Annotated in this window: 20 protein-coding genes and 1 tRNA gene; 10 read left to right on the plus strand and 11 right to left on the minus strand. The window is 70.1% G+C overall.

The genetic code is table 11. The annotated features are described in order from the left end of the window. Positions 1-63: 63 nt before the first annotated feature. Together AB0J46_RS04965 and AB0J46_RS04970 are read right to left on the minus strand one after the other, a co-directional pair. Positions 64-1,005 carry an ATP-dependent DNA ligase gene (locus AB0J46_RS04965; protein WP_364326537.1) on the minus strand — a complete coding sequence of 314 codons (942 nt, stop codon included), beginning with the start codon at positions 1,003-1,005 and terminating at the stop codon, positions 64-66. 33 nt (positions 1,006-1,038) lie between these two features. Then, positions 1,039-1,875 (minus strand): helix-turn-helix transcriptional regulator, encoded by an 837-nt coding sequence (locus AB0J46_RS04970; protein WP_364326540.1) that lies wholly within the window; start codon positions 1,873-1,875, stop codon positions 1,039-1,041. A 78-nt stretch (positions 1,876-1,953) separates the two neighbouring features. On the opposite strand from AB0J46_RS04970, the gene AB0J46_RS04975 reads away from it, so the two are divergent. The 3 genes from AB0J46_RS04975 (at position 1,954) to AB0J46_RS04985 (ending at position 3,493) form a co-directional block, all read left to right on the plus strand. Beyond that, positions 1,954-2,718 (plus strand): SDR family oxidoreductase, encoded by a 765-nt coding sequence (locus AB0J46_RS04975; RefSeq protein WP_364326543.1) that lies wholly within the window; start codon positions 1,954-1,956, stop codon positions 2,716-2,718. A 65-nt stretch (positions 2,719-2,783) separates the two neighbouring features. Further along, complete coding sequence (locus AB0J46_RS04980) at positions 2,784-3,176, plus strand: CoA-binding protein (protein ID WP_364326546.1); 393 nt, start codon at positions 2,784-2,786, stop codon at positions 3,174-3,176. Between the two features lie 35 nt (positions 3,177-3,211). Continuing rightward, positions 3,212-3,493 (plus strand): hypothetical protein, encoded by a 282-nt coding sequence (locus AB0J46_RS04985; protein ID WP_364326549.1) that lies wholly within the window; start codon positions 3,212-3,214, stop codon positions 3,491-3,493. Between the two features lie 2 nt (positions 3,494-3,495). Here the strand turns inward: AB0J46_RS04985 and AB0J46_RS04990 are convergent, their stop codons facing one another. Next, complete coding sequence (locus tag AB0J46_RS04990; RefSeq protein WP_364326552.1) at positions 3,496-3,978, minus strand: hypothetical protein; 483 nt, start codon at positions 3,976-3,978, stop codon at positions 3,496-3,498. Between the two features lie 59 nt (positions 3,979-4,037). Then, positions 4,038-5,432, minus strand: a complete 1,395-nt coding sequence (locus AB0J46_RS04995; protein WP_364326555.1) for a cytosine permease — start codon at positions 5,430-5,432, stop codon at positions 4,038-4,040. A gap of 113 nt (positions 5,433-5,545) precedes the next feature. Between AB0J46_RS04995 and AB0J46_RS05000 the strand changes: the two genes are divergently transcribed. Next, a complete protein-coding gene (locus AB0J46_RS05000) occupies positions 5,546-6,949 on the plus strand; it encodes an MFS transporter (protein ID WP_364326558.1) in 1,404 nt (467 codons plus the stop codon). Between the two features lie 19 nt (positions 6,950-6,968). Here the strand turns inward: AB0J46_RS05000 and AB0J46_RS05005 are convergent, their stop codons facing one another. Further along, the gene (locus AB0J46_RS05005) at positions 6,969-7,853 is read right to left on the minus strand and encodes a cytochrome c oxidase assembly protein (protein WP_364326561.1); all 885 of its coding nucleotides are present in this window, start codon (positions 7,851-7,853) and stop codon (positions 6,969-6,971) included. Between the two features lie 196 nt (positions 7,854-8,049). Between AB0J46_RS05005 and AB0J46_RS05010 the strand changes: the two genes are divergently transcribed. Then, positions 8,050-9,450: an ATP-binding protein gene (locus tag AB0J46_RS05010; protein ID WP_364326564.1), complete on the plus strand. Its 1,401-nt coding sequence runs from the start codon at positions 8,050-8,052 to the stop codon at positions 9,448-9,450. Between the two features lie 63 nt (positions 9,451-9,513). On the opposite strand, the gene AB0J46_RS05015 is transcribed toward AB0J46_RS05010, so the two are convergent. Next, complete coding sequence (locus tag AB0J46_RS05015) at positions 9,514-11,322, minus strand: bifunctional metallophosphatase/5'-nucleotidase (protein ID WP_364326567.1); 1,809 nt, start codon at positions 11,320-11,322, stop codon at positions 9,514-9,516. 119 nt (positions 11,323-11,441) lie between these two features. Between AB0J46_RS05015 and mshD the strand changes: the two genes are divergently transcribed. After that, positions 11,442-12,338: a mycothiol synthase gene (mshD, locus tag AB0J46_RS05020; RefSeq protein WP_364328010.1), complete on the plus strand. Its 897-nt coding sequence runs from the start codon at positions 11,442-11,444 to the stop codon at positions 12,336-12,338. Positions 12,339-12,367: 29 nt separating this feature from the next. On the opposite strand, the gene AB0J46_RS05025 is transcribed toward mshD, so the two are convergent. From AB0J46_RS05025 to dcd, 3 genes are all read right to left on the minus strand, one after another. Continuing rightward, a complete protein-coding gene (locus tag AB0J46_RS05025; protein WP_358289487.1) occupies positions 12,368-13,372 on the minus strand; it encodes an inorganic phosphate transporter in 1,005 nt (334 codons plus the stop codon). 5 nt (positions 13,373-13,377) lie between these two features. Next, positions 13,378-13,995, minus strand: a complete 618-nt coding sequence (locus tag AB0J46_RS05030; RefSeq protein WP_106243913.1) for a DUF47 family protein — start codon at positions 13,993-13,995, stop codon at positions 13,378-13,380. A gap of 236 nt (positions 13,996-14,231) precedes the next feature. After that, positions 14,232-14,807 carry a dCTP deaminase gene (dcd, locus tag AB0J46_RS05035; RefSeq protein WP_364326571.1) on the minus strand — a complete coding sequence of 192 codons (576 nt, stop codon included), beginning with the start codon at positions 14,805-14,807 and terminating at the stop codon, positions 14,232-14,234. A 99-nt stretch (positions 14,808-14,906) separates the two neighbouring features. Here dcd and AB0J46_RS05040 point away from each other — a divergent pair. After that, positions 14,907-14,980, plus strand: a tRNA-Gly gene (locus AB0J46_RS05040). Positions 14,981-15,142: 162 nt separating this feature from the next. Here the strand turns inward: AB0J46_RS05040 and AB0J46_RS05045 are convergent. After that, the gene (locus AB0J46_RS05045; protein WP_364326574.1) at positions 15,143-16,450 is read right to left on the minus strand and encodes an MFS transporter; all 1,308 of its coding nucleotides are present in this window, start codon (positions 16,448-16,450) and stop codon (positions 15,143-15,145) included. Positions 16,451-17,041: 591 nt separating this feature from the next. On the opposite strand from AB0J46_RS05045, the gene AB0J46_RS05050 reads away from it, so the two are divergent. The 3 genes from AB0J46_RS05050 (at position 17,042) to AB0J46_RS05060 (ending at position 18,336) form a co-directional block, all read left to right on the plus strand. Continuing rightward, the gene (locus tag AB0J46_RS05050; RefSeq protein WP_364326577.1) at positions 17,042-17,425 is read left to right on the plus strand and encodes a DUF5655 domain-containing protein; all 384 of its coding nucleotides are present in this window, start codon (positions 17,042-17,044) and stop codon (positions 17,423-17,425) included. 222 nt (positions 17,426-17,647) lie between these two features. Next, positions 17,648-17,926 (plus strand): hypothetical protein, encoded by a 279-nt coding sequence (locus tag AB0J46_RS05055; RefSeq protein ID WP_364326580.1) that lies wholly within the window; start codon positions 17,648-17,650, stop codon positions 17,924-17,926. 101 nt (positions 17,927-18,027) lie between these two features. Further along, positions 18,028-18,336, plus strand: a complete 309-nt coding sequence (locus tag AB0J46_RS05060) for a CPCC family cysteine-rich protein (protein ID WP_364326583.1) — start codon at positions 18,028-18,030, stop codon at positions 18,334-18,336. Between the two features lie 145 nt (positions 18,337-18,481). Here the strand turns inward: AB0J46_RS05060 and AB0J46_RS05065 are convergent, their stop codons facing one another. Beyond that, positions 18,482-18,955 (minus strand): hypothetical protein, encoded by a 474-nt coding sequence (locus AB0J46_RS05065; RefSeq protein ID WP_364326586.1) that lies wholly within the window; start codon positions 18,953-18,955, stop codon positions 18,482-18,484. Positions 18,956-19,050 lie beyond the last annotated feature (95 nt).

The raw sequence follows: 19,050 nt of genomic DNA on the forward strand, positions 1-19,050 counted from the left end.
TAGCCCGTCGAAGCAGCCCTGAGAAGGTCTACCGGCCTACGCCAGTGCGTCAATATCCGGACACTACGATGACTCGGCACGCCGGGCGCGGGCGCGACGCTTGCCCTCGTGCATCGCCTGGACGCGGGCCACCGGGATGGTGTGCCCCTCCGCGACCAGGTCGGCGGGCAGCTCGCGCGGCTCCGGCATGAGCTCGGCCCACGGGTCGCGCCCGCCGAGCAGCCCGGCCGCGTTGTGGATGGTGAAGTCGGCGGGCACGACCTGGTCGAGCTCGTCCCAGGGGACGGGGAACGAGACCGGCACGCCCGGCCGCACCCGCGGGCTGTAGGCCGACACGACCGTCGCGCCGCCGGCCCTGGTGGAGTCGATGAACACCTTGCCCGCGCGGTCCTCCCTGATGAACGCCGTCGTGGCCAGCGCCGGGTCGAGCCGCTCGGCGCGGGCGGCCAGGGCCCGGGTGGCCGCGGCCAGGTCGTCCATGGCGGTGCCCGGCGGGACGGGGACGAACACGTGCACGCCCTTGGCCCCGCTGGTCTTGACCGCGCCCGCCAGCCCGGCGTCGGCCAGCGCCTGGCGGACGAGGTGGGCGGCTCGCACGGCGAGCGGGAAGGAGTCGTCGCCCTCGGGCGGGTCGAGGTCGAGGATCATGTGCGTGGGCCGGCCGTCCAGGAACAGCGCCGGGTGGTACTCGACGGCCCGCTGGTTGGCGAACCAGAGCAGGGTGCGCCGGTCGTCGCACAGCGCGTACGACACCTGCCTGCGGGACGCCTCGGCCCACACACTGACGGTCCTGATCCAGGAAGGGGCGTATTTGGGCAGGTTCTTCTGCATGAAGGGTTCCTGGCCCGGCCGTACCCGCAGCACCGACAGCGCGCGCCCGCGCAGCGCCGGGACGATGCGGTCGGCGACCGCGTCGAGGTAGTCGACCAGGTCGCGCTTGGTGGCGCCGGACCCGTCGAACAGCGGCTGGTCGAGGTTGGTCAGGGCGACGTCATCGGCGGTCACCCGCCCCACGATGCCCACTGGCCCGCGCCCGGGTCAACCACGGCCGGACCGGGCGAGTTCCCGCGAGGAGCCGATCTCCTCCCGCAGCCGGGCGACCGCGCGGCCGGTGTCCGAGTCCGGGTCGGCCGTGTACATGACGATCGCCAGGTCGGGCTGGCCGGGCACGGCCAGGGTCTCGTACCCGAACTCCAGTTCGCCCAGCTCGGGGTGGCGCAGGCGCTTGGTCCCGTACGTCTTCTCGGCGACCCCGTGCTCGGCCCACAGGCGGACGAAGTCGGCGTCGGCCGACAGCTCGGCGACCAGCTCGGCCAGCAGCGGGTCCTCCGGGTGGCGGCCGGCGTACAGCCGCAGGTACGCGACCGTGTCGGCGGCCACCTCGGCCCAGTCGGGGTAGAGGGTGCGCGTGTGCGGCGCCAGGAACACCTGGAGGAGCTGGTTGCGCCGGCCGTCCGGGACGCCGGCGAAGCCGCTGACGCGGTCGGCCAGCGCGTTCCAGGCCAGCACGTCCATCCGGGGCCCGAGGACGAAGGCGGGCATGCCGTCGGCCAGGTCGAGCAGCCTGCTCAGCCCGGGCCGCAGGACGGGCCGGCTCACGTGCCTGGCCGGGCGGAGCAGGTCGCGCAGGTGGGCGCGTTCGGTGTCGTCCATGCGTAGGACCCGGGCGACGGCGTCGAGCACGGCGTCGGACACATTCTGGACGCGTTCCTGCTCCAGCCGGATGTAGTAGTCGACGCTCACGCCGGCGAGCAGCGCGACCTCCTCGCGCCGCAAGCCGCTGACCCGCCGCCGCCCCGACGTGGGCAGCCCGGCGTCCGCGGGATGGATCCGGGCCCGACGAGAACGGAGAAACTGCCCCAAATCACCTTCCACCGCTTCAGGGTAGTACCGCCGTTACCAGGAAAAGCCGTGCGCTGGGTAAGTCCGTGCGGCTCGGCCAGGGTGAGAGCCATGACGAACTACGAGAACCTCTCGGGCCGCATCGCCGTCGTGACCGGAGCCGCCAGCGGCATGGGCGAGGCCACGGCCCGCCTGCTGGCCGCCAACGGCGCCAAGGTGGCCCTGCTCGCCCGCCGCGCCGACCGGCTGGCCGAGCTGGCCGCCAAGATCGACGCCGACGGCGGCACCGCGCTGCCCGTCACCGTGGACGTCACCGACGACGCGAGCGTGGCCGCCGCCGTGGAGGTCGTCCACACCGGGCTGGGCCGGGCCGACCTGGTCGTCAACGCGGCCGGCGTAATGCTGCCCAACCCCGTCCAGGACGGCCGCCTCGACGAGTGGACGCGCATGCTCGACACCAACGTCGCCGGCGTGCTCCGCGTCACCGGCGCCTTCGCCGCCGACCTGCTGGCCGCCGCCGACGCCGGGCGGACGGCCGACCTGGTGAACATCTCCTCGATCGGCGCGCACGTCACGTTCCCCAACTACGCGGTCTACGGCGCGACCAAGGCGGCGCTGACCCACCTGTCGGCCTCGCTGCGCCCGGAGTTCGGCCCGCGGGGCGTGCGCGTGACCAACCTCGAACCCGGCCTGACCGCGACCGAGCTCGGCGACCACATCGACAACGCCGCGCTGGGCGCGCAGCTCGCCGGGATGTTCGAGGCGTTCACCCCGCTGACCGCCGACGAGATCGCCGACCTGATCGGCTACACGGTCAGCCGGGCCCGGCACGTCAACCTGCGCCAGGTGGTCGTGCTGCCGACCGCCCAGGCGTAGGCGGGAAGCCCGCGCGCGTCCGGCGTGTTGACGCCTGCATGGACGATCGGTTCGCGGATCAGCGCGTGATCAGGCATCTGCTGCACGAGGCCGGGACGTGGGTGTTCGTGGGGCTCGGCGACGACCCGCAGCGCACGGCCTACGACCAGGCCCAGCGCATCCAGGCGCGGGGCAAGAAGATCATCCCGGTCCATCCGGCGGGCCGGCCGGTCCTGGGCGAGCCGGGCTACACGTCGCTGGCCGAGGTGCCGGTCGAGCCCGACGTGGTGGCGGTCTACCGGCGTTCGGAGTTCGCCGGCCAGGTCGTGGACGAGGCCATCGCGGCTGGCGCGAAAGCGGTGTGGCTGCCCATCGGCGTGATCGACGAGGCGGCCGCCCAGCGCGCCCTCGACGCCGGGCTCGACGTCGTCATGGACCGCTGCCCGGCGGTGGAATGGGCGTTGCGCCGCAATCCCTGATCGCGAGGTACGGTGCGGTGAGGGAGGGCGGATCCATGGAAGACGACCACATCACCACGATCGGCACGTGCTTCGCGTGCAAGCGCACGTTCCCCTACACCACCGCGAACGTCACCATGATCACCATTGACCCGGAGACCGGCCTGCCTCCGGACCGGACGGTGCTCGGCACCCAGCGCGAGCCGGCCCCGGAGGCCCTGGCCAGGTCGGTGCCCGAGCCCGTCTGCCCCGACTGCCTGACCAGGGCGCGCGAGTTCAAGGAGCGCATGAGCTCCGCCGCGCCGTTCGAGACCTGGCGCCGGCCCGAGCCGAACTGACCTCATCCGGCCGGCGGCCGGGCGCTCCCGGCGCACAGTTCCTGGTAGGTCAGCGCCAGCAGGGTCACCACCGCCGTGCCCGCGGCGGGCCCCACGACGAGCGCCGCCGACAGCTCACCCGCGTGCCAGCCCGCCGCCGTGATCGCCGCCGACGTCAGCACCGTGACGCCGAACGTCGCCGCCCACAGCGGCAGCAGCCGCAGATAGGCGAACACCAGCGGGAACGCCGCCCACACGAACGGCGCCGCCGCCACCGCGAGCACGGCCCAGCACGCGGTCACCAGCCCCAGCCACACCCGCCCGAGCATCGGCCGCCCAGGGCCGCCCTGGATCACCTGACCCACGCCGTAGAGCAGCCCGAGCAGCACGCCCCCGGCGGCCTCGGCGGACCGCTCCTCGCCCAGGACGGCCACCACGGCGATCACCAGCGACGCCCAGAAGGCGCCGTGGACGGACCACCTGAGCAACCGCAATACGGAAGACATCCACGGAAAGTCCATAACTGTTCACCAACAGTAACGGAAGCTTCCCGGTCCTGAGAAGGTCAGCGGCGGCGCAGGGTGAGCACGAAGTACACCACCCCGGCCAGCAGCAGCGCGATGACCACGCCGATGTTGGCCGCCCCGAACGTGCTGTTCCGCAGCTCGTCGCTCATCAGGAACCCGACGACCGCCGCGATGTGCTCGTCCGCGGACGTGATCAGGCCGACGCCCACGACCGAGGCCACCACCAGGGAGACCAGCCCGGCCGGGTTGAGAGCGGGCGCGCCGGGGCGCAGCAGGCGCTCGTCGTAGGCGCGGCCGCCGTCCCGCAGCCGCCACATGTCCACCAGGAAGATCGCCACCCAGGCGGCCATCACCACGCCGATGATCGCCAGGAACGCCTGGAAGGTGCCGAAGAAGTTGTCGGAGACGAACAGCAGGTAGTAGCCGCCGAGCACCATGAGGAGCCCGTCGATCAGCACCGCCAGGTGCCGCCTGACCGGCACGCCGAGCGCCAGCATCGACAACCCCGACGAGTAGATGTCCATGATCGCCCCGGCCAGGAAGCCGCCGATCGCGGTCAGCAGGTACGGCAGCAGGAACCAGGTCGGCAACGCCGCCGCCAGCGCGCCCACCGGGTCGCCGCCCGCCGCCTCGGCCAGCTTCGGGTCGCCGCCGGCCAGCAGCACGCCGAACACCAGCAGCACCATCGGCGGCAGCGCGCCGCCCAACGTGGTCCACAGGGCCACCGACCTGGGCCGGGAGCCGGCGGGCAGGTAACGGGAGTAGTCGGCGCCGCAGTTGACCCAGCCCAGGCCGAGCAGGGTCATGGAGAAGATGACGCCGCCCACCCAGCCGCCGGGGCCCGCCGTCGTCTCCAGCGAGCCGCCCAGCCTGGGCAGCATGAGAATCAGGTAGACGACGGTCAGCACGACGAACGCGTACGTCAGGTAACGCTGGACGACCATGATCATGGCGTGGCCGTACACGCCGACGGCGATCACCACCAGCGCCGAGACGGCGAAGCAGCCGGCGACGGCGGTCGTCTCGGGGATCCCCGGCGCCACGCGGCGCAGGATGGCGGCGCCGCTCTGCGCGGCGAGCGTGACGAGCACGATCTCCCAGCCCACGTTCGACACGTACGACAACACCGCGGGCAGCTTGTTGCCCTGGTACCCGAAGGGCGCCCGGCCCAGCGTCATCGTCGGCACGCCGGACCGGCTGCCCGCGACGGCGACCAGACCGACCAGCAGGAACGACAACGCGTACCCGACCGCGCCGGTCACGACGGCGGGGACGACGCCGAGGCCGAGCCCGACGACGTACACGCCGAACGCCACCCCGAACAGGGACAGGTTCGCCCCCGCCCAGGGCCAGAACAGGTCGGACGGTCTTCCCCGCCGCTCGTTGTCGGGGACGGCGTTGATGCCGTTCCGCTCCACGGCCATCATGTCCATGATCACTTGCTCCTTCGCGGGGGCCCGGCAAAGAAATCATTGTCCGCCTAGGACGATATTTCCCAGCCTGGGGGGAATCATGATCGCTGCCGCTGTTCCGCAGAGAGGTCGCGATGCAGGCACCCGGTTCCGACACGCGCAGGCGGGCGCTGGGCGTGTGCCTGGTCGCGGCGTTCATGTCGGGCCTGGACGTGAGCATCGTCAACGTCGCCCTGCCCTCCATCCGCGCGGGCCTGCACGCCTCGGACGACGGCCTGCAGTGGACGCTGTCCGGCTACGCGCTCACGTTCGGCCTGCTGCTGGTCCCGGCCGGGCGGATGGGCGACGCCAGGAGCCGCAGGACGCTGTTCATGTGGGGCGTGGTGCTGTTCACGGCGGCCAGCGCGGCCTGCGGCTTCGCCTGGAGCATGCCGGTGCTGATCGCCGCCCGGCTCGTGCAGGGCATGGCGGCCGGGATGCTGAACCCGCAGGTGTCCGGCCTGATCCAGCAGATGTTCCTGGGCCACGAACGCGGCCGGGCCTTCGGCGCGCTCGGGGCGACCATCGGCGTGTCCACCGCCGCCGGGCCGCTGATCGGCGGCGCGCTGGTCACCGGGTTCGGGGCCGCGCAGGGCTGGCGGTGGGTGTTCCTGGTGAACCTGCCCATCGGGATCGCGCTGCTGCCGCTGGCCTGGAAGTGGCTGCCCGAGCCCGCCCCCGGGCCGGTGCGCACCGGGCGGCGGGAGAGCATGGACCCGGTCGGCGTGCTGCTGCTCGGCGTGGGCGTGGCGACGCTGCTGCTGCCGTTCATCCAGCAGCACCAGTGGAAGGGCGAGGCCAAGTGGCTGCTCGTGCCGGCCGCGCTGCTCGTGCTGGCCGGGTTCGTGCTGTGGGAACGGCTGTACCCCAGGGAGCCGCTGGTGGACCTGTCGCTGTTCGCCAGGCGGTCCTACAGCCTCGGGTCGGCCATCGCCCTGTTCTACTTCGCCGGGTTCACCGGGATCTTCTTCGCCTTCACCCTGTACCTGCAGAGCGGCGAGGGCTACAGCGCGTTGCTGGCCGGGTTGTCGATCACGCCGTTCGCGCTGGGGTCGGCCGGGTCGTCGGTGGTGGGCGGCAGGCTCGTCGGCCGGGCGGGCAGGAAGCTGGTCGCGGTGGGGCTCGGGACGGTGATCGCGGGCCTGCTGGCGACCATGGTGGCGACGCTGCTGGTGCCGGGGGCCGGCGTGGGCGCGGCGACCGCGCTGCCGCTGCTGGTCGCGGGCATCGGCAGCGGCCTGGTGATCTCGCCCAACCAGGCGATCACGTTGTCGGAGGTGCCGCCCGCGGGCGGCGGCAGCGCCGCCGGGGTGCTGCAGACCGGGCAGCGGCTCGGGTCGGCGATCGGCATCGCGGCGGCGGGCTCGGCGTTCTTCGGCTCGCTGCCGCAGGGCTGGCCGACGGCCTTCCGGCACGGCCTGTGGGTGGTGCTGGGGTTCGTGGTCATGGCGCTGGCCGCCGCCCTCTACGACCTCTTCCGCTCCCGCGCCGCCCGCTGACCGGGCTGGTGCCGGGCGGCTACAGGTCGGCGGGGTCTGGTTCGTCCTCGTCGCCGTACTCGGAGGGGGTGAGCGGGCCGCGCGTCCTCGCCGGCTCGCGGTCGGGGACGCGGACCCGCCGGACGGGCTCGGGCTCCCCCGGCACCCGGACGGTCAGCCCGGGAGTGAGCAGTTCGACGCCGGCGTTCTCGGCAGTGCGCCGGGCCCGCCAGGACGCCGCCAGGGCCAGGGCGAGCAGCAGATCCGCGGCGCCCCCGCCGTGGAACATGATCTGCGCCGCACCCCTGAGCTGGTCGGACGGCACCGGCAGGTCCAGCCATCCGGCGTACATCACCTGGGACAGGCCCACGTGCACGGCGACCGCCACCCCGACCACGGCCAGCCGCACCGGCACCGGCGGGCGGCGCGGCGCGGGGTCGGGCCCGGCGACGACCCAGGCGAACAGGTAACCGGTCAGCAGCAGGTACGCGTGCACCGGCGGCGCGGGGACGAGCCCGTACAGGGGCGTGCAGTACAGGGCCGCCATGCCGCCGGCGCTGAGCGCCAGCGCGGTCCACGGGTTGGCCGGCAGGTGGACGGCGGGCCAGCGGAGCGCCAGGGTCAGGCGGCGGGCCCGCGCGACCGGCAGCGAGCGCAGCAGCAGCGTCACCGGCGCGCCCAGGGCCAGGGCCAGGGGCACCGGGATGCCGATCAGCAGGTGCTGCAGCACGTGACCGCGGAAGTCGGTCGCGGCCAGCGCGGCGACCGGGTCGGTGAGCGCCACGGTCACCAGCGCGCAGCCGCCGGCGAAGCTCGCGGTACGCCACCGGCTCCACGTCGTCCGCCCGGCCAGCACCACGTACGTCACCAGCACGACCAGCGCCGGCGCGGCCCAGAACCCGCTCAGGGGGTGATGATGCGGCACGGATCGATCACCTCGCCCATGTGTCGCGACAGCCGCCCGCCGAGGACCGGCGGCAGGCCCGTGGCGCCTCCCACGTGATCCACTATTCGAGCGGGACGCCGGGCCGGCCCGGCGGGACACCCCTCTTTGCGGGCCGCTTGCCGAATCTCGATCCGGCGTTTTCCCCGTTCGGGTCTCCATGGGTAGGTCTCAGGGGATGGCGAAAAGGCTCTTTCCCCGCTCGATCCGCGGGCGCCTGACCACGCTCGCGACATTGGTGGCGGCAGTGGTCCTGGCCGCCACGGGCGCGCTCGCCCTCACCCTCGGCCCGGACAACCTGCACGGGCTCGTGGAGACCCGGGTGGAGCTGGCCGTCCGCAGGGTGGCCAGCGAGGCCCGCGCCGGGCAGCTCCCCGCGACGCTGGAGGCCCCGGCCCGGGTGCAGCTCCTCCAGGTGGTCGATGCCGACGGACGGGTGCTGGCCACCAGCCCCGGCCTGCACCACGGCCAGCGGCTGTCCGGCATGCAGGTGGCCAGGCCGGAGACCCTCTACAGCGCCGAGAGCACGCTCACCGGTCTCAGGGACGAGAAGGAGGCCCAGTACCTGATCATGGCGATCCAGGTGCGCACCCCCGACGGCCGGCTCGTCACGGTGTACGGCGCCTCATCGCTCAGCGACGTCAACCGGGCGCTGTCCTGGCTGAACGCCATGGTGTTCCTCGGCATCCCCATCGCCCTGGTGCTCGTCGCCGGCATCACCTGGGTCGTGGTCGCCTCCGCGCTGCGCCCGGTCGAGCGCATCCGCGCCGAGCTCGCCGAGATCACCGGCCGCGACCTGAGCCGGCGCGTGCCCGTCCCCGACACCGGTGACGAGATCACCTACCTGGCCGCCACCACCAACCACACCCTCGACCGCCTCGAACGCTCGGCCGAGACCCAGCGCCGCTTCGTCGCCGACGCCTCCCACGAGCTGCGCAGCCCCATCTCCGCCCTGCGCACCCAGCTGGAGGTCGCCAACGCCTACCCCGACGAGACCGACTGGCCCGCCACCGGCGCCCGTGCCCTGGCCGCCGCCGAACGCCTCACCGGGATCATCGACGAGCTGCTCCTGCTGGCCCGCCTGGACGCCGGCGCCATCCCCGACCGCCGCGTCGTCGACGTGTGCCGCCTGGCCGAGGAGCAGGTACGCCGCCGCGAGGGCGGCAAGATCCCCATCGTCGTGGACGTGTGCGCCCACGCCCTCGTCCTCGGCTCGCCCGTCCAGCTCGACCGGCTGCTGACGAACCTGCTGGACAACGCCACCCGGCACGCCGCGCACCGGATCGACCTCAAGGTGTGGGTGGAGGGCGACCACGTCTGCGTCTCGGTCACCGACGACGGCGACGGCATCCCGCCCGCCGACCGCGAGCGCGTCTTCGAACGCTTCACCCGGCTGGAGGACGCCCGCCGGAAGGAGAAGGGCGGCAGCGGGCTCGGTCTGCCGCTGTCCCGCGAGATCTGCGCCTCGCACGGCGGCACGCTCAAGGTCGCCGACCACGAACCGGGCGCCCGCCTGGTGGCCCGCCTGCCCCTGTACCGCGAACAGGATCCCGCCGGCGACTCACCGCACCGGAGCTGAGACCCGTCGCGCCCGGTCGGGAAAGGCCGGAGGCACCGCACGGCGGGACCTCCGGCCCGGGGATCACTTGATCATCGTGATGCGGTCGGCCGCCGACGGGCTGATCGGCGAGTGCGCGGTCAGGTACGCCGTGAACGCGTCGAGGTCGACCGGCCCGCTCCACGTGTCCGTGCTCTGCGTGAACACCGAGAAGCCGTCACCGCCGCCCATCAGGAAGTTGTTCGCGGCGATCTTGATCGACTGCGTGTCCGTGACGGGGGCGCCGTTGAGCTTGACGTCCGACACGCGCGACCCCACCGGCTTGGTGGTGTCGAAGGTGTAGGTCAGCGACGACGACACCTGGAGCAGCCGGTGGTTGATCGCGCCCGTCGCCGGGTTGGGCGTCCAGACCTGCTGCTCCAGCAGCGCCTTGAGCTGCGCGCCCGTGTACGTGCGCACCTGCACGATGTTGCTGAACGGCTGGACGGCGAACGCCTCGCCGTAGGTGACGACGCCGTCGCCCTCGGCCCCCGACTGCGCGTACGTCAGCGAGGTGCGGATGCCGCCCGGGTTCATCAGCGCGATCTCGGCGCCCGCCGGCTTGGCCGCCTCCAGCTGGGAGTCGGCGATGAGGTCGCCGAGCGGCGTCTCCGGCCTGGTGGTCGCTGCCGAGGTGTTGGTGACGACGTTGGTGATGTCGCCGGTGATCGAGCCGATCCTGCGGTTGGCCACTTCGGCGCTGCGCGTCCGCCACGTCTGGACCTGCGCCTCGACCTGCGGGTCCGGGGTGACCGTACGGGCGACGACCTTGTTGTCCGCGGTGACCGAGGAGCGGACCACGTCCTTGGTGCGCTTGTCGACCCGCAGGTCGATCTGGGTCAGCACGCGGCCGAACGACGAGCCCTGCGTGTAGTAGCGGTCCTGGCCCGCCGGGTCCTTGGTCTTGCAGATGTAGGCCTGGTGCGAGTGGCCGCTGATGACCAGGTCGATCTGCGGGTTCAGTTCCCTGGCGATGCGCGAGCCGGCGTTGGCGGTGTTCGCCGAGCACGCGTCCGGGCTCTGGTTCGGGGTGGTCGAGTCGCCCTCGTGCATCAGGACGACCTGCGCCTTGACGCCCCTGCGCGCCAGGTAGGCCGAGGCCCGGTTCGCCGCGGCGACCTCCTCGGTGAACTGCAGGCCCTTGATGCCCTCGGCGGTGACGATGGTCGGCGTGGTCGCCGTCACCAGGCCGATGAAGCCCACCTGCACGCCGTTGATCTTCTTGACGTAGAACGGCGACAGGGCGTACTGGCCGGAGCCCTCCTTGAGGACGTTGGCGGCGAGGAAGTCGAAGTCCGTGCCCTTCCACTGGCCGGCGGGCGAGCAGCCGTCCACCGGGTGGCAGCCGCCGTTCATGAGGCGCTGCAGCTCGGCGTACCCCTCGTCGAACTCGTGGTTGCCGGCCGCGGTGGCGTTGAGGCCGAGCGAGCCGAGCACCTCCAGGGTGGGCTCGTCGTGGTAGGCGGCCGAGATCAGCGGGGACGCGCCGATCAGGTCGCCCGCCGCCACGAGCAGCGTGTTCTCGGTACGCGCCTGCTTGACGTACGTCGCCAGGTACGACGCACCGCCGGCGATCGAGTACTTGCCGCCGGGCAGCCCGGTCAGCGAGCCGTCGGCGTCGACGAGGGGGCCGTCCGGGTCGAGGATGCGGCTGGAGGAGCCCGACGGCGGTTCGAGGTTGCCGTGCAGGTCGTTGATGCTCAGCAGGCGGACCGGGACGGTCGGCCCGCCGTGGCCGGTTCCGTGACCGGCCGAGCCGCTGGTCGCGGCGACCGCGGGCGCCATGGCCAGGGCGATCCCGGCCGCGGTGGCGGCGCCGGCCGTGCACAGCCGGAGGAGGGTGCGTGACGTCATGAGAGGGACGTTACGACGTCTCCCTATGCAACGAATGTCGCAAAGGTAACGATTGACCGGGGCAGCCCATGGCATTGTTCGCCATTGGTACGCCTAGAGTTCCTTATGTGGGTGCACATGTGAAGATCTGCGAACGGCTCGACGACGACGAGGTCTCCCAGGTTCTCCGCATCGTCGAGGCGGCGACCGGGACGGACGGGGTCCGCCCGCTCAACGAGCACGTGATGCTCCATCTCCGGTACGGCGGCGACCCCCGTGCCCGCTCTCTGCTGCTGCACGCCGACGACGGCGCGCCCGCGGGCTACGCGCACGTCGACCCGACCGACGAGGTCGAGGGGCCGAGCGCGGAACTGGTCATCCATCCCGCCTACCGGCGTCAGGGCCACGGGACGCGGCTGCTGCGGGCCGTGCTGGAGCTGACCGGCGGCAGGGTGCGGCTGTGGGCGCACGGCGACCACGCCGGCGCCGGGGCGCTGGCCGCGTCGTTCGGCTTCGACCGGGTGCGCTCGCTGTGGCAGATGCGCCGCTCGCTGTTCGCCCCGCTGCCGCCCTACACGCTTCCGGAAGGCGTGGAGCTGCGCACGTTCGTCCCGGGTCAGGACGAGGAGGCGTGGCTCAAGGTGAACTCCGCCGCCTTCGCCCACCACCCCGAGCAGGGCGCGTGGACGCTCGACGACCTGCACCGGCGCGAGCGCGAGCCCTGGTTCGACCCCGAGGGCTTCTTCCTGGCCGTCCGCGGCGACCGGCTCGCCGGCTTCCACTGGACCAAGATCCACGGCTCGTCCGAGCACGGCCACGAGCCGCTCGGCGAGGTCTACGTCGTGGGCGTCGACCCCTCCCAGCAGGGCACCGGCCTCGGCCGGGCGCTCACCCTGGCCGGACTGACCCACCTGCGCTCGCGCGGCCTCGCCCACGCGATGCTCTACGTGGACGAGGCCAACACGGCCGCGATCAGGCTGTACGAGTCCCTGGGCTTCGCCCGCTGGGACGTGGACGTGATGTACGCCGGCGGCTAGCCCCCGGCGCCCTGCTCCGCCGTCAGGCCCTACTCCACCATCAGGTGGAGGACGCCGTAGGCCAGCGCCGCCACGAGGGCCGCCGCCGGGATGGTGAGCACCCAGGCGGTCACGATGTTGCCGGCCACGCCCCACCGCACGGCGCTCAGCCGCTTGGTGGCGCCGACGCCCATGATCGCCGTGGTGATGGTGTGGGTGGTGGAGATCGGCGCGCCGAACCCGATCGCGGCTCCGTACAGGACGGTGGCCGCGGCCGACTCGGCGGCGAACCCCTGGGGCGGGTCGAGCGCGATGATCCGCCGGCCGAGCGTGCGCATGATGCGCCACCCGCCGGCGTACGTGCCGAGCGAGATCGCACCGGCGGCGCTCAGGATGACCCACTGCGGGATCCCCTCGCCGGGGCTGGCGTACCCGCCGACCGTGAGCGCCAGGAAGATGACGCCCATCGTCTTCTGCGCGTCCTGCAGGCCGTGCCCGAGCGCCATGGCGGCGGCCGAGACGGTCTGCGCGTAGCGGAAGCCGCGGTTGGTCCTGCCCGGCTGGCTGTTGCGGAAGATCCAGTAGATTGCGATCATGATCAGCGCGGCCAGGCTGAACCCGATCAGCGGCGACAGGATCATCGGGATGACGACCTTCTCGACGACGCCGTCCCAGTGCACCACGCTGGCCGAGGCCAGCGCGGAGCCCACCAGGCCGCCGATGAGCGCGTGACTGGAGGAGGACGGCAGCCCGAAGTACCAGGTGATCAGGTTCCAGACGATCGCGCCGATGAGCGCCGCGGCCACGACGACCAGGCCGTGCGGACCATTGGGAGCGTCGATGATCCCTTTTCCGACGGTCTGGGCCACCTGAGTGCCCAGGTGGGCGCCGATGAAGTTCATCGCCGCGGCCATGAACAGCGCGGCCCTGGGGGTGAGCGCCCGGGTCGAGACGGAGGTCGCGATGGCGTTCGCCGCGTCGTGGAACCCGTTGGTGTAGTCGAAGGCCAGGGAGATGACGACCACGCCGATGACGAGGGCGAGCGTGAGGTCCACTGGGCCTAGCTTTCCTTGACCGCGATCGACTCGACGGTGTTGGCCACGTGCTCGAAGGCGTCGGCGGCCTCCTCCAGGGCGTCGACGACCTCCTTCATCTTCATGACGGTGAGCGCGTCGTACTCGCCGCTGAACAGCTTGGCCAGCAGCCTGCGGTAGACCTGGTCACCCTGGTTCTCCAGGCGGTTGACCTCGATCCAGTACTCGTTGAGGTTCTTCATGGAACGCAGCCGGGGCATCGCCTCGGCGGTCAGCTCGGCGGCGCGTTCCAGGACCTCGACCTGCCGGACCACGTCTTTGGGGAGATGGTCGATCTGGTAGAGGACGATGAGGTCGGAGGCGGCCTCCATCGCGTCCATCACGTCGTCGAGGTTGGAGGCGAGGCGGTAGATGTCCTCACGGTCGAACGGAGTGATGAAGCTCTCGTTGAGCCGGTTCATGATCGCATGGGTGCGTTCGTCACCGGCGTGCTCGCAGGCGCGCATCTTCTCGGCCAGGGCTTCCCTGTCCGATCCGTCACTGATGATCTCGACCAGCAGACGGGATGCCGTGACCAGGTTGTTCGCGGAGTCGGCGAACAGGTCGTAGTAGCTGTCCTCACGTGGCGTGAGACGCAGGCGCACGTCGTTCTCCAGATGTGCGGGGATGGTCCGTGGAAGAGGGTACGGGTTACCAGGCGAAATGCGAACTTCATGTCCCCTTCGCCTTCTGGCTACCCTGCGTATGTTGTGCGACACCGGCGTCCGGAGTAGTTTGGCCGCTTTTTGCAGGGAAATCCGGCCGGTGACGTGGCCTGTTGTGGGGTGTGCGGAGGGCTCATCCTTCCGCGACGTTCCCTAAATGTTCACCTGTTGTTCACTCAAATCTTCGTCCGGTGGAAGTTCCTGAACGACCGGGACGGAGTCGGGCCCCGCTGCCCCTGATACCGGGACTCGTACTTGGCCGATCCGTACGGGTGCTCGGCGGGCGAGCTGAGCCGGAACACGCACAACTGCCCGATCTTCATGCCCGGCCACAGCTTGATGGGCAAGGTCGCCACGTTGGACAGCTCAAGCGTGACGTGCCCGCTGAAACCGGGATCGATGAACCCGGCGGTGGAGTGCGTCAGCAGGCCCAGCCGTCCGAGGGAGCTCTTCCCCTCCAGCCGCGAGGCCAGGTCGTCGGGGAGCGTGATCACCTCATAGGTGGAGGCCAGCACGAACTCCCCCGGATGCAGGATGAACGGCTCGTCACCGGACGGCTCGACCATCCGCGTGAGATCCGGCTGCTCCACGGAGGGGTCGATATGGGGGTACTTGTGGTTCTCGAAGACACGGAAGTAGCGGTCGAGCCGTACGTCGATGCTGGACGGCTGGATCATGTCCTGGTGGAAGGGGTCTAGGGCGAGCCGGCCGGAGTCGATCTCAGCAAGGATGTCACGGTCAGATAGCAACACGGTGAGCCAACTTACCGTCCCGGCCGGAAAAGGTGGGGCGTTGGGTTTGCTGTTGGGGGGCAAGTTTCCGCTACAGTGGGGACGCGTACTTCGGTTCGTGCGGGTGTAGTTCAATGGCAGAACATCAGCTTCCCAAGCTGACAGCGCGGGTTCGATTCCCGTCACCCGCTCCACATGAGGAAGCCCAGGTAGACCGATCGAGTCGGTACCTGGGCTTTGATCTTCCCTTGGGGTTCTGGTCCACGACATCGCGATCCGGTAGGGCAGGTTCTCCCCGGCGGGGATCGTTCTCGGGACAGGGAATGACGAGACCGGCATTCGAGCGTCTTCAGCGCCTATTCAGGCACCTGCCCGGCATGTGCGCCCGGCCCCACGGCGTCGTGTCCGGCTGGGATGTCTTCCCCGGTGAAGCCGCGCAACTCTCGGCTGAGCGCGGCTATGACCGCGGTCATGCCGATCAGACCGCCCAGGATGACGAGCGCCGCCGCGCCGCCCGATGCCGCAGCCAATGCTCCGCCGAGGACCGGGCCGAAGGGTTTGAGCGCCATGCTGCCCATGCTCAGGACCGCGCCCATCCGGCCGAGCATCTCTTCGGGCACCATCCGTGCGATCACCACGTTCAACACCACGTTGAGCGAGGGTGTGGACAGGGTGATGAACACCAAGGGAACCATTGGCCACCACGCCCCCCATGGCAGCGCCGTGGCCGCCAGCGCGGCGCCGAAGATCGTCAGGACGACCAGCAGCAGCATGCCGGGCGGGAGGAGCTTTCCGATGCGTCCCGACAGCAGCGCCCCGGCCAGTCCGCCGATGCCAAGGCCGGCCAGGACTGTGCCGGTGGTGAGCGCACTACCGCCGCGTTCGCCGACAAGCACGATCAGAGGGATCAGGAACGCCCCGCCCAGCAGGTTGAGGACCATCACCGCCGCAGTGACCTCCCTCAGGCCCCGCCGGCGCCACAGCCAAGTGATGGCCTCAACTGCCTCCCGGCGCATGCCACCCCGGATCGGGTGCTGCTCCTCGCCGTCCTCTCGTGTGGAAGTCCGCGACTGGTTCGCCGGGCGGCGCGGCACCTTCGCCAGAGCGTAGAAGATCGTGGCGGCAAGGAAGGTGATGGTGTCGACGACGAAGGGCACCGCACGCCCCAGGCCGTAAAGCAGGCCACCAAGCGGAGGGCCGGCCAGCCCGGCGGCATGGGTGCGGGACTCCTCTTGAGCGTAGGCGCTGTGAAGTTGGCTCGTGGGGACGATCCCGCGAACGGCCGTGCCCAGGACCGGCTCGATGAACGCGGCGCACAGCGCGTCGAGTACCGCCAGCGTGACGAAATGCCATATCTGCACCTGGTCGGTGAGGACCAGTGCCGCCAGCAGCGCTGAGACGACAGCCTGGAGCCCCTGGGCGGATATCAGCGTACGGCGACGGTCCCACCGATCCACCCAGACGCCGGCGGGCATCTGAACCAGCAGGAAGGCTACGGTTCGGGCTCCGGCAACGACGCCCGCCAATCCTGGAGAGCCGGTAAGCGCGAGCACCAGCAGCGGCATGGCCAGTCTGGTGAGCTCCGACCCCAATTCAGACACCGCGCTGCCGATCCACAGCAATTGGAAACGCACGTTCCTGCGCAGCGGGACGATGTCGGTCACAGGTCATCTTCCTTGGGTCGGGGGTGTGACTCCAAGCCTGCGGCGCCGTTTCCGGATGAGGCAGGGCTGCCGCTGCGGTTCAGCCTTCGAACAGGCGCGACCCGAGGCGAGACCCGGAGAAGATACTCATCAGGCATGACGCTGTCTACTGAATATCGCGGGCGGGCTGTGCGCTCTTGCGTGCCCGCAGCGGAGCTCGTGAAAGGGGTTCGGCGGTCAGATCAGCGACATGCCACGTTGCCCCGCAGGGCTCTTCCCGGGAGCCACCTTGGGATCCACCTTGGCGATCAATCTTGAATCGAGGCGAACGTATGCGGACGACCAACGAGAAGCCGACCTCGTGCAGACGGTGGTCGACGCCCTCTTGCAGGTGCTCGATCACCTCGGCCCTACCGCTCCGGACAACGCCTACCTGGACCATCCTGAGTGGGTCAACGTCCTGCACTCGGCCAGCGCGCCGCCTACCTGGCCTTGTCCTCCGACAAGCACGGCTCGTGACGAGACTTCGCGCAACGCGCCCTTGTAGGCAGGGGAGTCCGTACGGGTTCGCAGCCCGAAAACCGTCGCCACCGCCTGCTACGTTCTCGATCCATGAACCATGAGACCTGGACGATCGACGATCATCTTGACGGCAAGCCCGACACATCGGTAGCCCTGTACCGCGAATTCGTCAGGCTGGTCGAGGCATGCGGCCCCTTCACGTATGCGGTGTCCAAGAGCATGATCACCGTCAAGGGAACTCGTCGCGGATTCGCCGGAGCAAAGCCAGACGCGCGAGGGCTCCGAGGCTACTTCGACATCCAGCGCACGATCAGCGACGACGCTCGCATCACCAGCGTGGCTCCGTACACGAAGCGGCTGTACGTTCATTCCTTCCGGATCTCTGATCTCGCTGAGCTTGATGAGGAATTCGCCGGCTGGCTCCGCGAGGCGTACGGAGTGGGTCAGGGCGAACACCTGGGCGCTTCACGATAAGGCCAGCTCATGCCGAGGTCGTAGGTGGGTGAGCCAGTCCGCCCGTCATGGCCCCGGGACAAACCGAGCAGATCTGGGACGCTCTATCTCTCCCCCATAGCAATGGCCCGCTTCACCTTCAGGAGGAACGGCGACCGACAGGAGCGTCTTGAGGTGGAGATGCGCGCGGCGCCGTAATAAACCTATTATGGCGGAGCTTCACCTACATATTGAGGTGTTCACGTGGCCGAACTGATCGGAATGCTTTATCGGACGATCCCCCTGACAGTAGGCGGAGTCGTCTTCGTGGCCTTGTTCTTGGCGTTTCGACGCGCGCAGCGGCACGCCCATTACCTCTTGTGGCCCGCAGCCGCCTGGTTCCTGGCTGCGTTGGACGAGTGGTACATGAACACCTACCAGCCGGAGATGAACATTCGAGTCGACATGCTGCCTTTCTTGGCTGTGATGATCATGACCACGTTCAGTTGCGTGCCTATGGCCTTCCTTCGTCAACGGACGTAGCCGAATCGCAACGCAAGCACTTTCCAGCCCGACCGGGTGACCGCCGCACCATCGGCGTGTGATTGGACAGGATGACCAGGGTTCGGAGCCGTACGACGGATATGAACCACCCCAGCATCGAGGAGATCCACGAGCGCAAGCGATGGGTCTTGTCCGTGATCGCAGAACAGGGCGGAGATCGCCTGGATCTGCCGCCGGCCGAGCAGCCATACACGTGCCCATGCTGTTTTCACCCCACCCTTCTGGACCGCGGCGGCTTCGGGTTCTGCGAAGAGTGCGACTGGGAGGACGACGGCCAGGACGATCACAACGCCGATGTCGTCATGGGCGGCCCCAACGGGTCGGACAGCCTTACCGTAGCGCGGCGGCGCTACCGCGATATGCGTGGACTGCCGCCGCTGGCTCTGTGACAACAATGGCCACGAACGAAGGCAGAGCAACCCAGACTCCGAAACCGACGTTCTACGCAACGCGAGCCGTGCCCCCGCGTGGTTGATCGTGCTCATATGAAGCGGTCAGCATGCGCTGATCGTCGTTCCGAAACCAGCCCTTGTCCTACGTCTTGGCAGAGAACGGGTACGCGTCGTTGACGACCAGTTCCGCCACATTGAACAGACGGCTGTAGTAGTCAAAGGCGTCGTGGACAGAGGCGAGGTAGCCCAGGTGATGCAGATGCCGTCGGAGTTTGCGCAGGCAGCTCAGAAGAATGGCCTCATGACCGGGACCGAGCGTGCCGTCGTCGCGTAGGTAGGTCGATACGCAGCCGGCAAGGGTGGCGTTCAATTCGAGGAGGTCGTGCCGCACCGGGGTTGGGACGTCAGGACATGGGACGGTCGCATGCCGGCCCCACAGGATTCCAATCTCTCGGAGCATCACCCGATGGCCCTCCGGGCCGGGCCATCGGCATCCGTACAGGTACCGCACCTCGGACGCCAACGGACTACGGCGATGTTTCGGCTTTTCGAGGCGGCGCCGATCTGCGAAGGCGTCGACCTCCGCCAGCCAGGCATTCCGGCTGAGTTCCAGCATGTCCAGCGCTCGGATCAGAGCCGACTGATCACGTCGGAGGTTGCCTGCCGTGGCAAGGTATGAGTAGGTCGCATTGAAGCCGATCGGGTGGTAGC

The organism is Nonomuraea sp. NPDC049758 (assembly GCF_040674635.1).
Taxonomy (GTDB): Bacteria; Actinomycetota; Actinomycetes; order Streptosporangiales; family Streptosporangiaceae; genus Nonomuraea.

Bases quoted from the DNA above. Each gene is read 5' to 3' on its own strand.
- AB0J46_RS04975 (WP_364326543.1), top strand. From the start codon at position 1,954: ATGACGAACTACGAGAACCTCTCGGGCCGCATCGCCGTCGTGACCGGA.
- AB0J46_RS04985 (WP_364326549.1), top strand. From the start codon at position 3,212: ATGGAAGACGACCACATCACCACGATCGGCACGTGCTTCGCGTGCAAG.
- AB0J46_RS04990 (WP_364326552.1), bottom strand. From the start codon at position 3,978: ATGTCTTCCGTATTGCGGTTGCTCAGGTGGTCCGTCCACGGCGCCTTC.
- AB0J46_RS04995 (WP_364326555.1), bottom strand. From the start codon at position 5,432: ATGGACATGATGGCCGTGGAGCGGAACGGCATCAACGCCGTCCCCGAC.
- AB0J46_RS05000 (WP_364326558.1), top strand. From the start codon at position 5,546: ATGCAGGCACCCGGTTCCGACACGCGCAGGCGGGCGCTGGGCGTGTGC.
- AB0J46_RS05010 (WP_364326564.1), top strand. From the start codon at position 8,050: ATGGCGAAAAGGCTCTTTCCCCGCTCGATCCGCGGGCGCCTGACCACG.
- AB0J46_RS05015 (WP_364326567.1), bottom strand. From the start codon at position 11,322: ATGACGTCACGCACCCTCCTCCGGCTGTGCACGGCCGGCGCCGCCACC.
- AB0J46_RS05050 (WP_364326577.1), top strand. From the start codon at position 17,042: ATGAACCATGAGACCTGGACGATCGACGATCATCTTGACGGCAAGCCC.
- AB0J46_RS05060 (WP_364326583.1), top strand. From the start codon at position 18,028: ATGAACCACCCCAGCATCGAGGAGATCCACGAGCGCAAGCGATGGGTC.
- AB0J46_RS05065 (WP_364326586.1), bottom strand. From the start codon at position 18,955: ATGCTGGAACTCAGCCGGAATGCCTGGCTGGCGGAGGTCGACGCCTTC.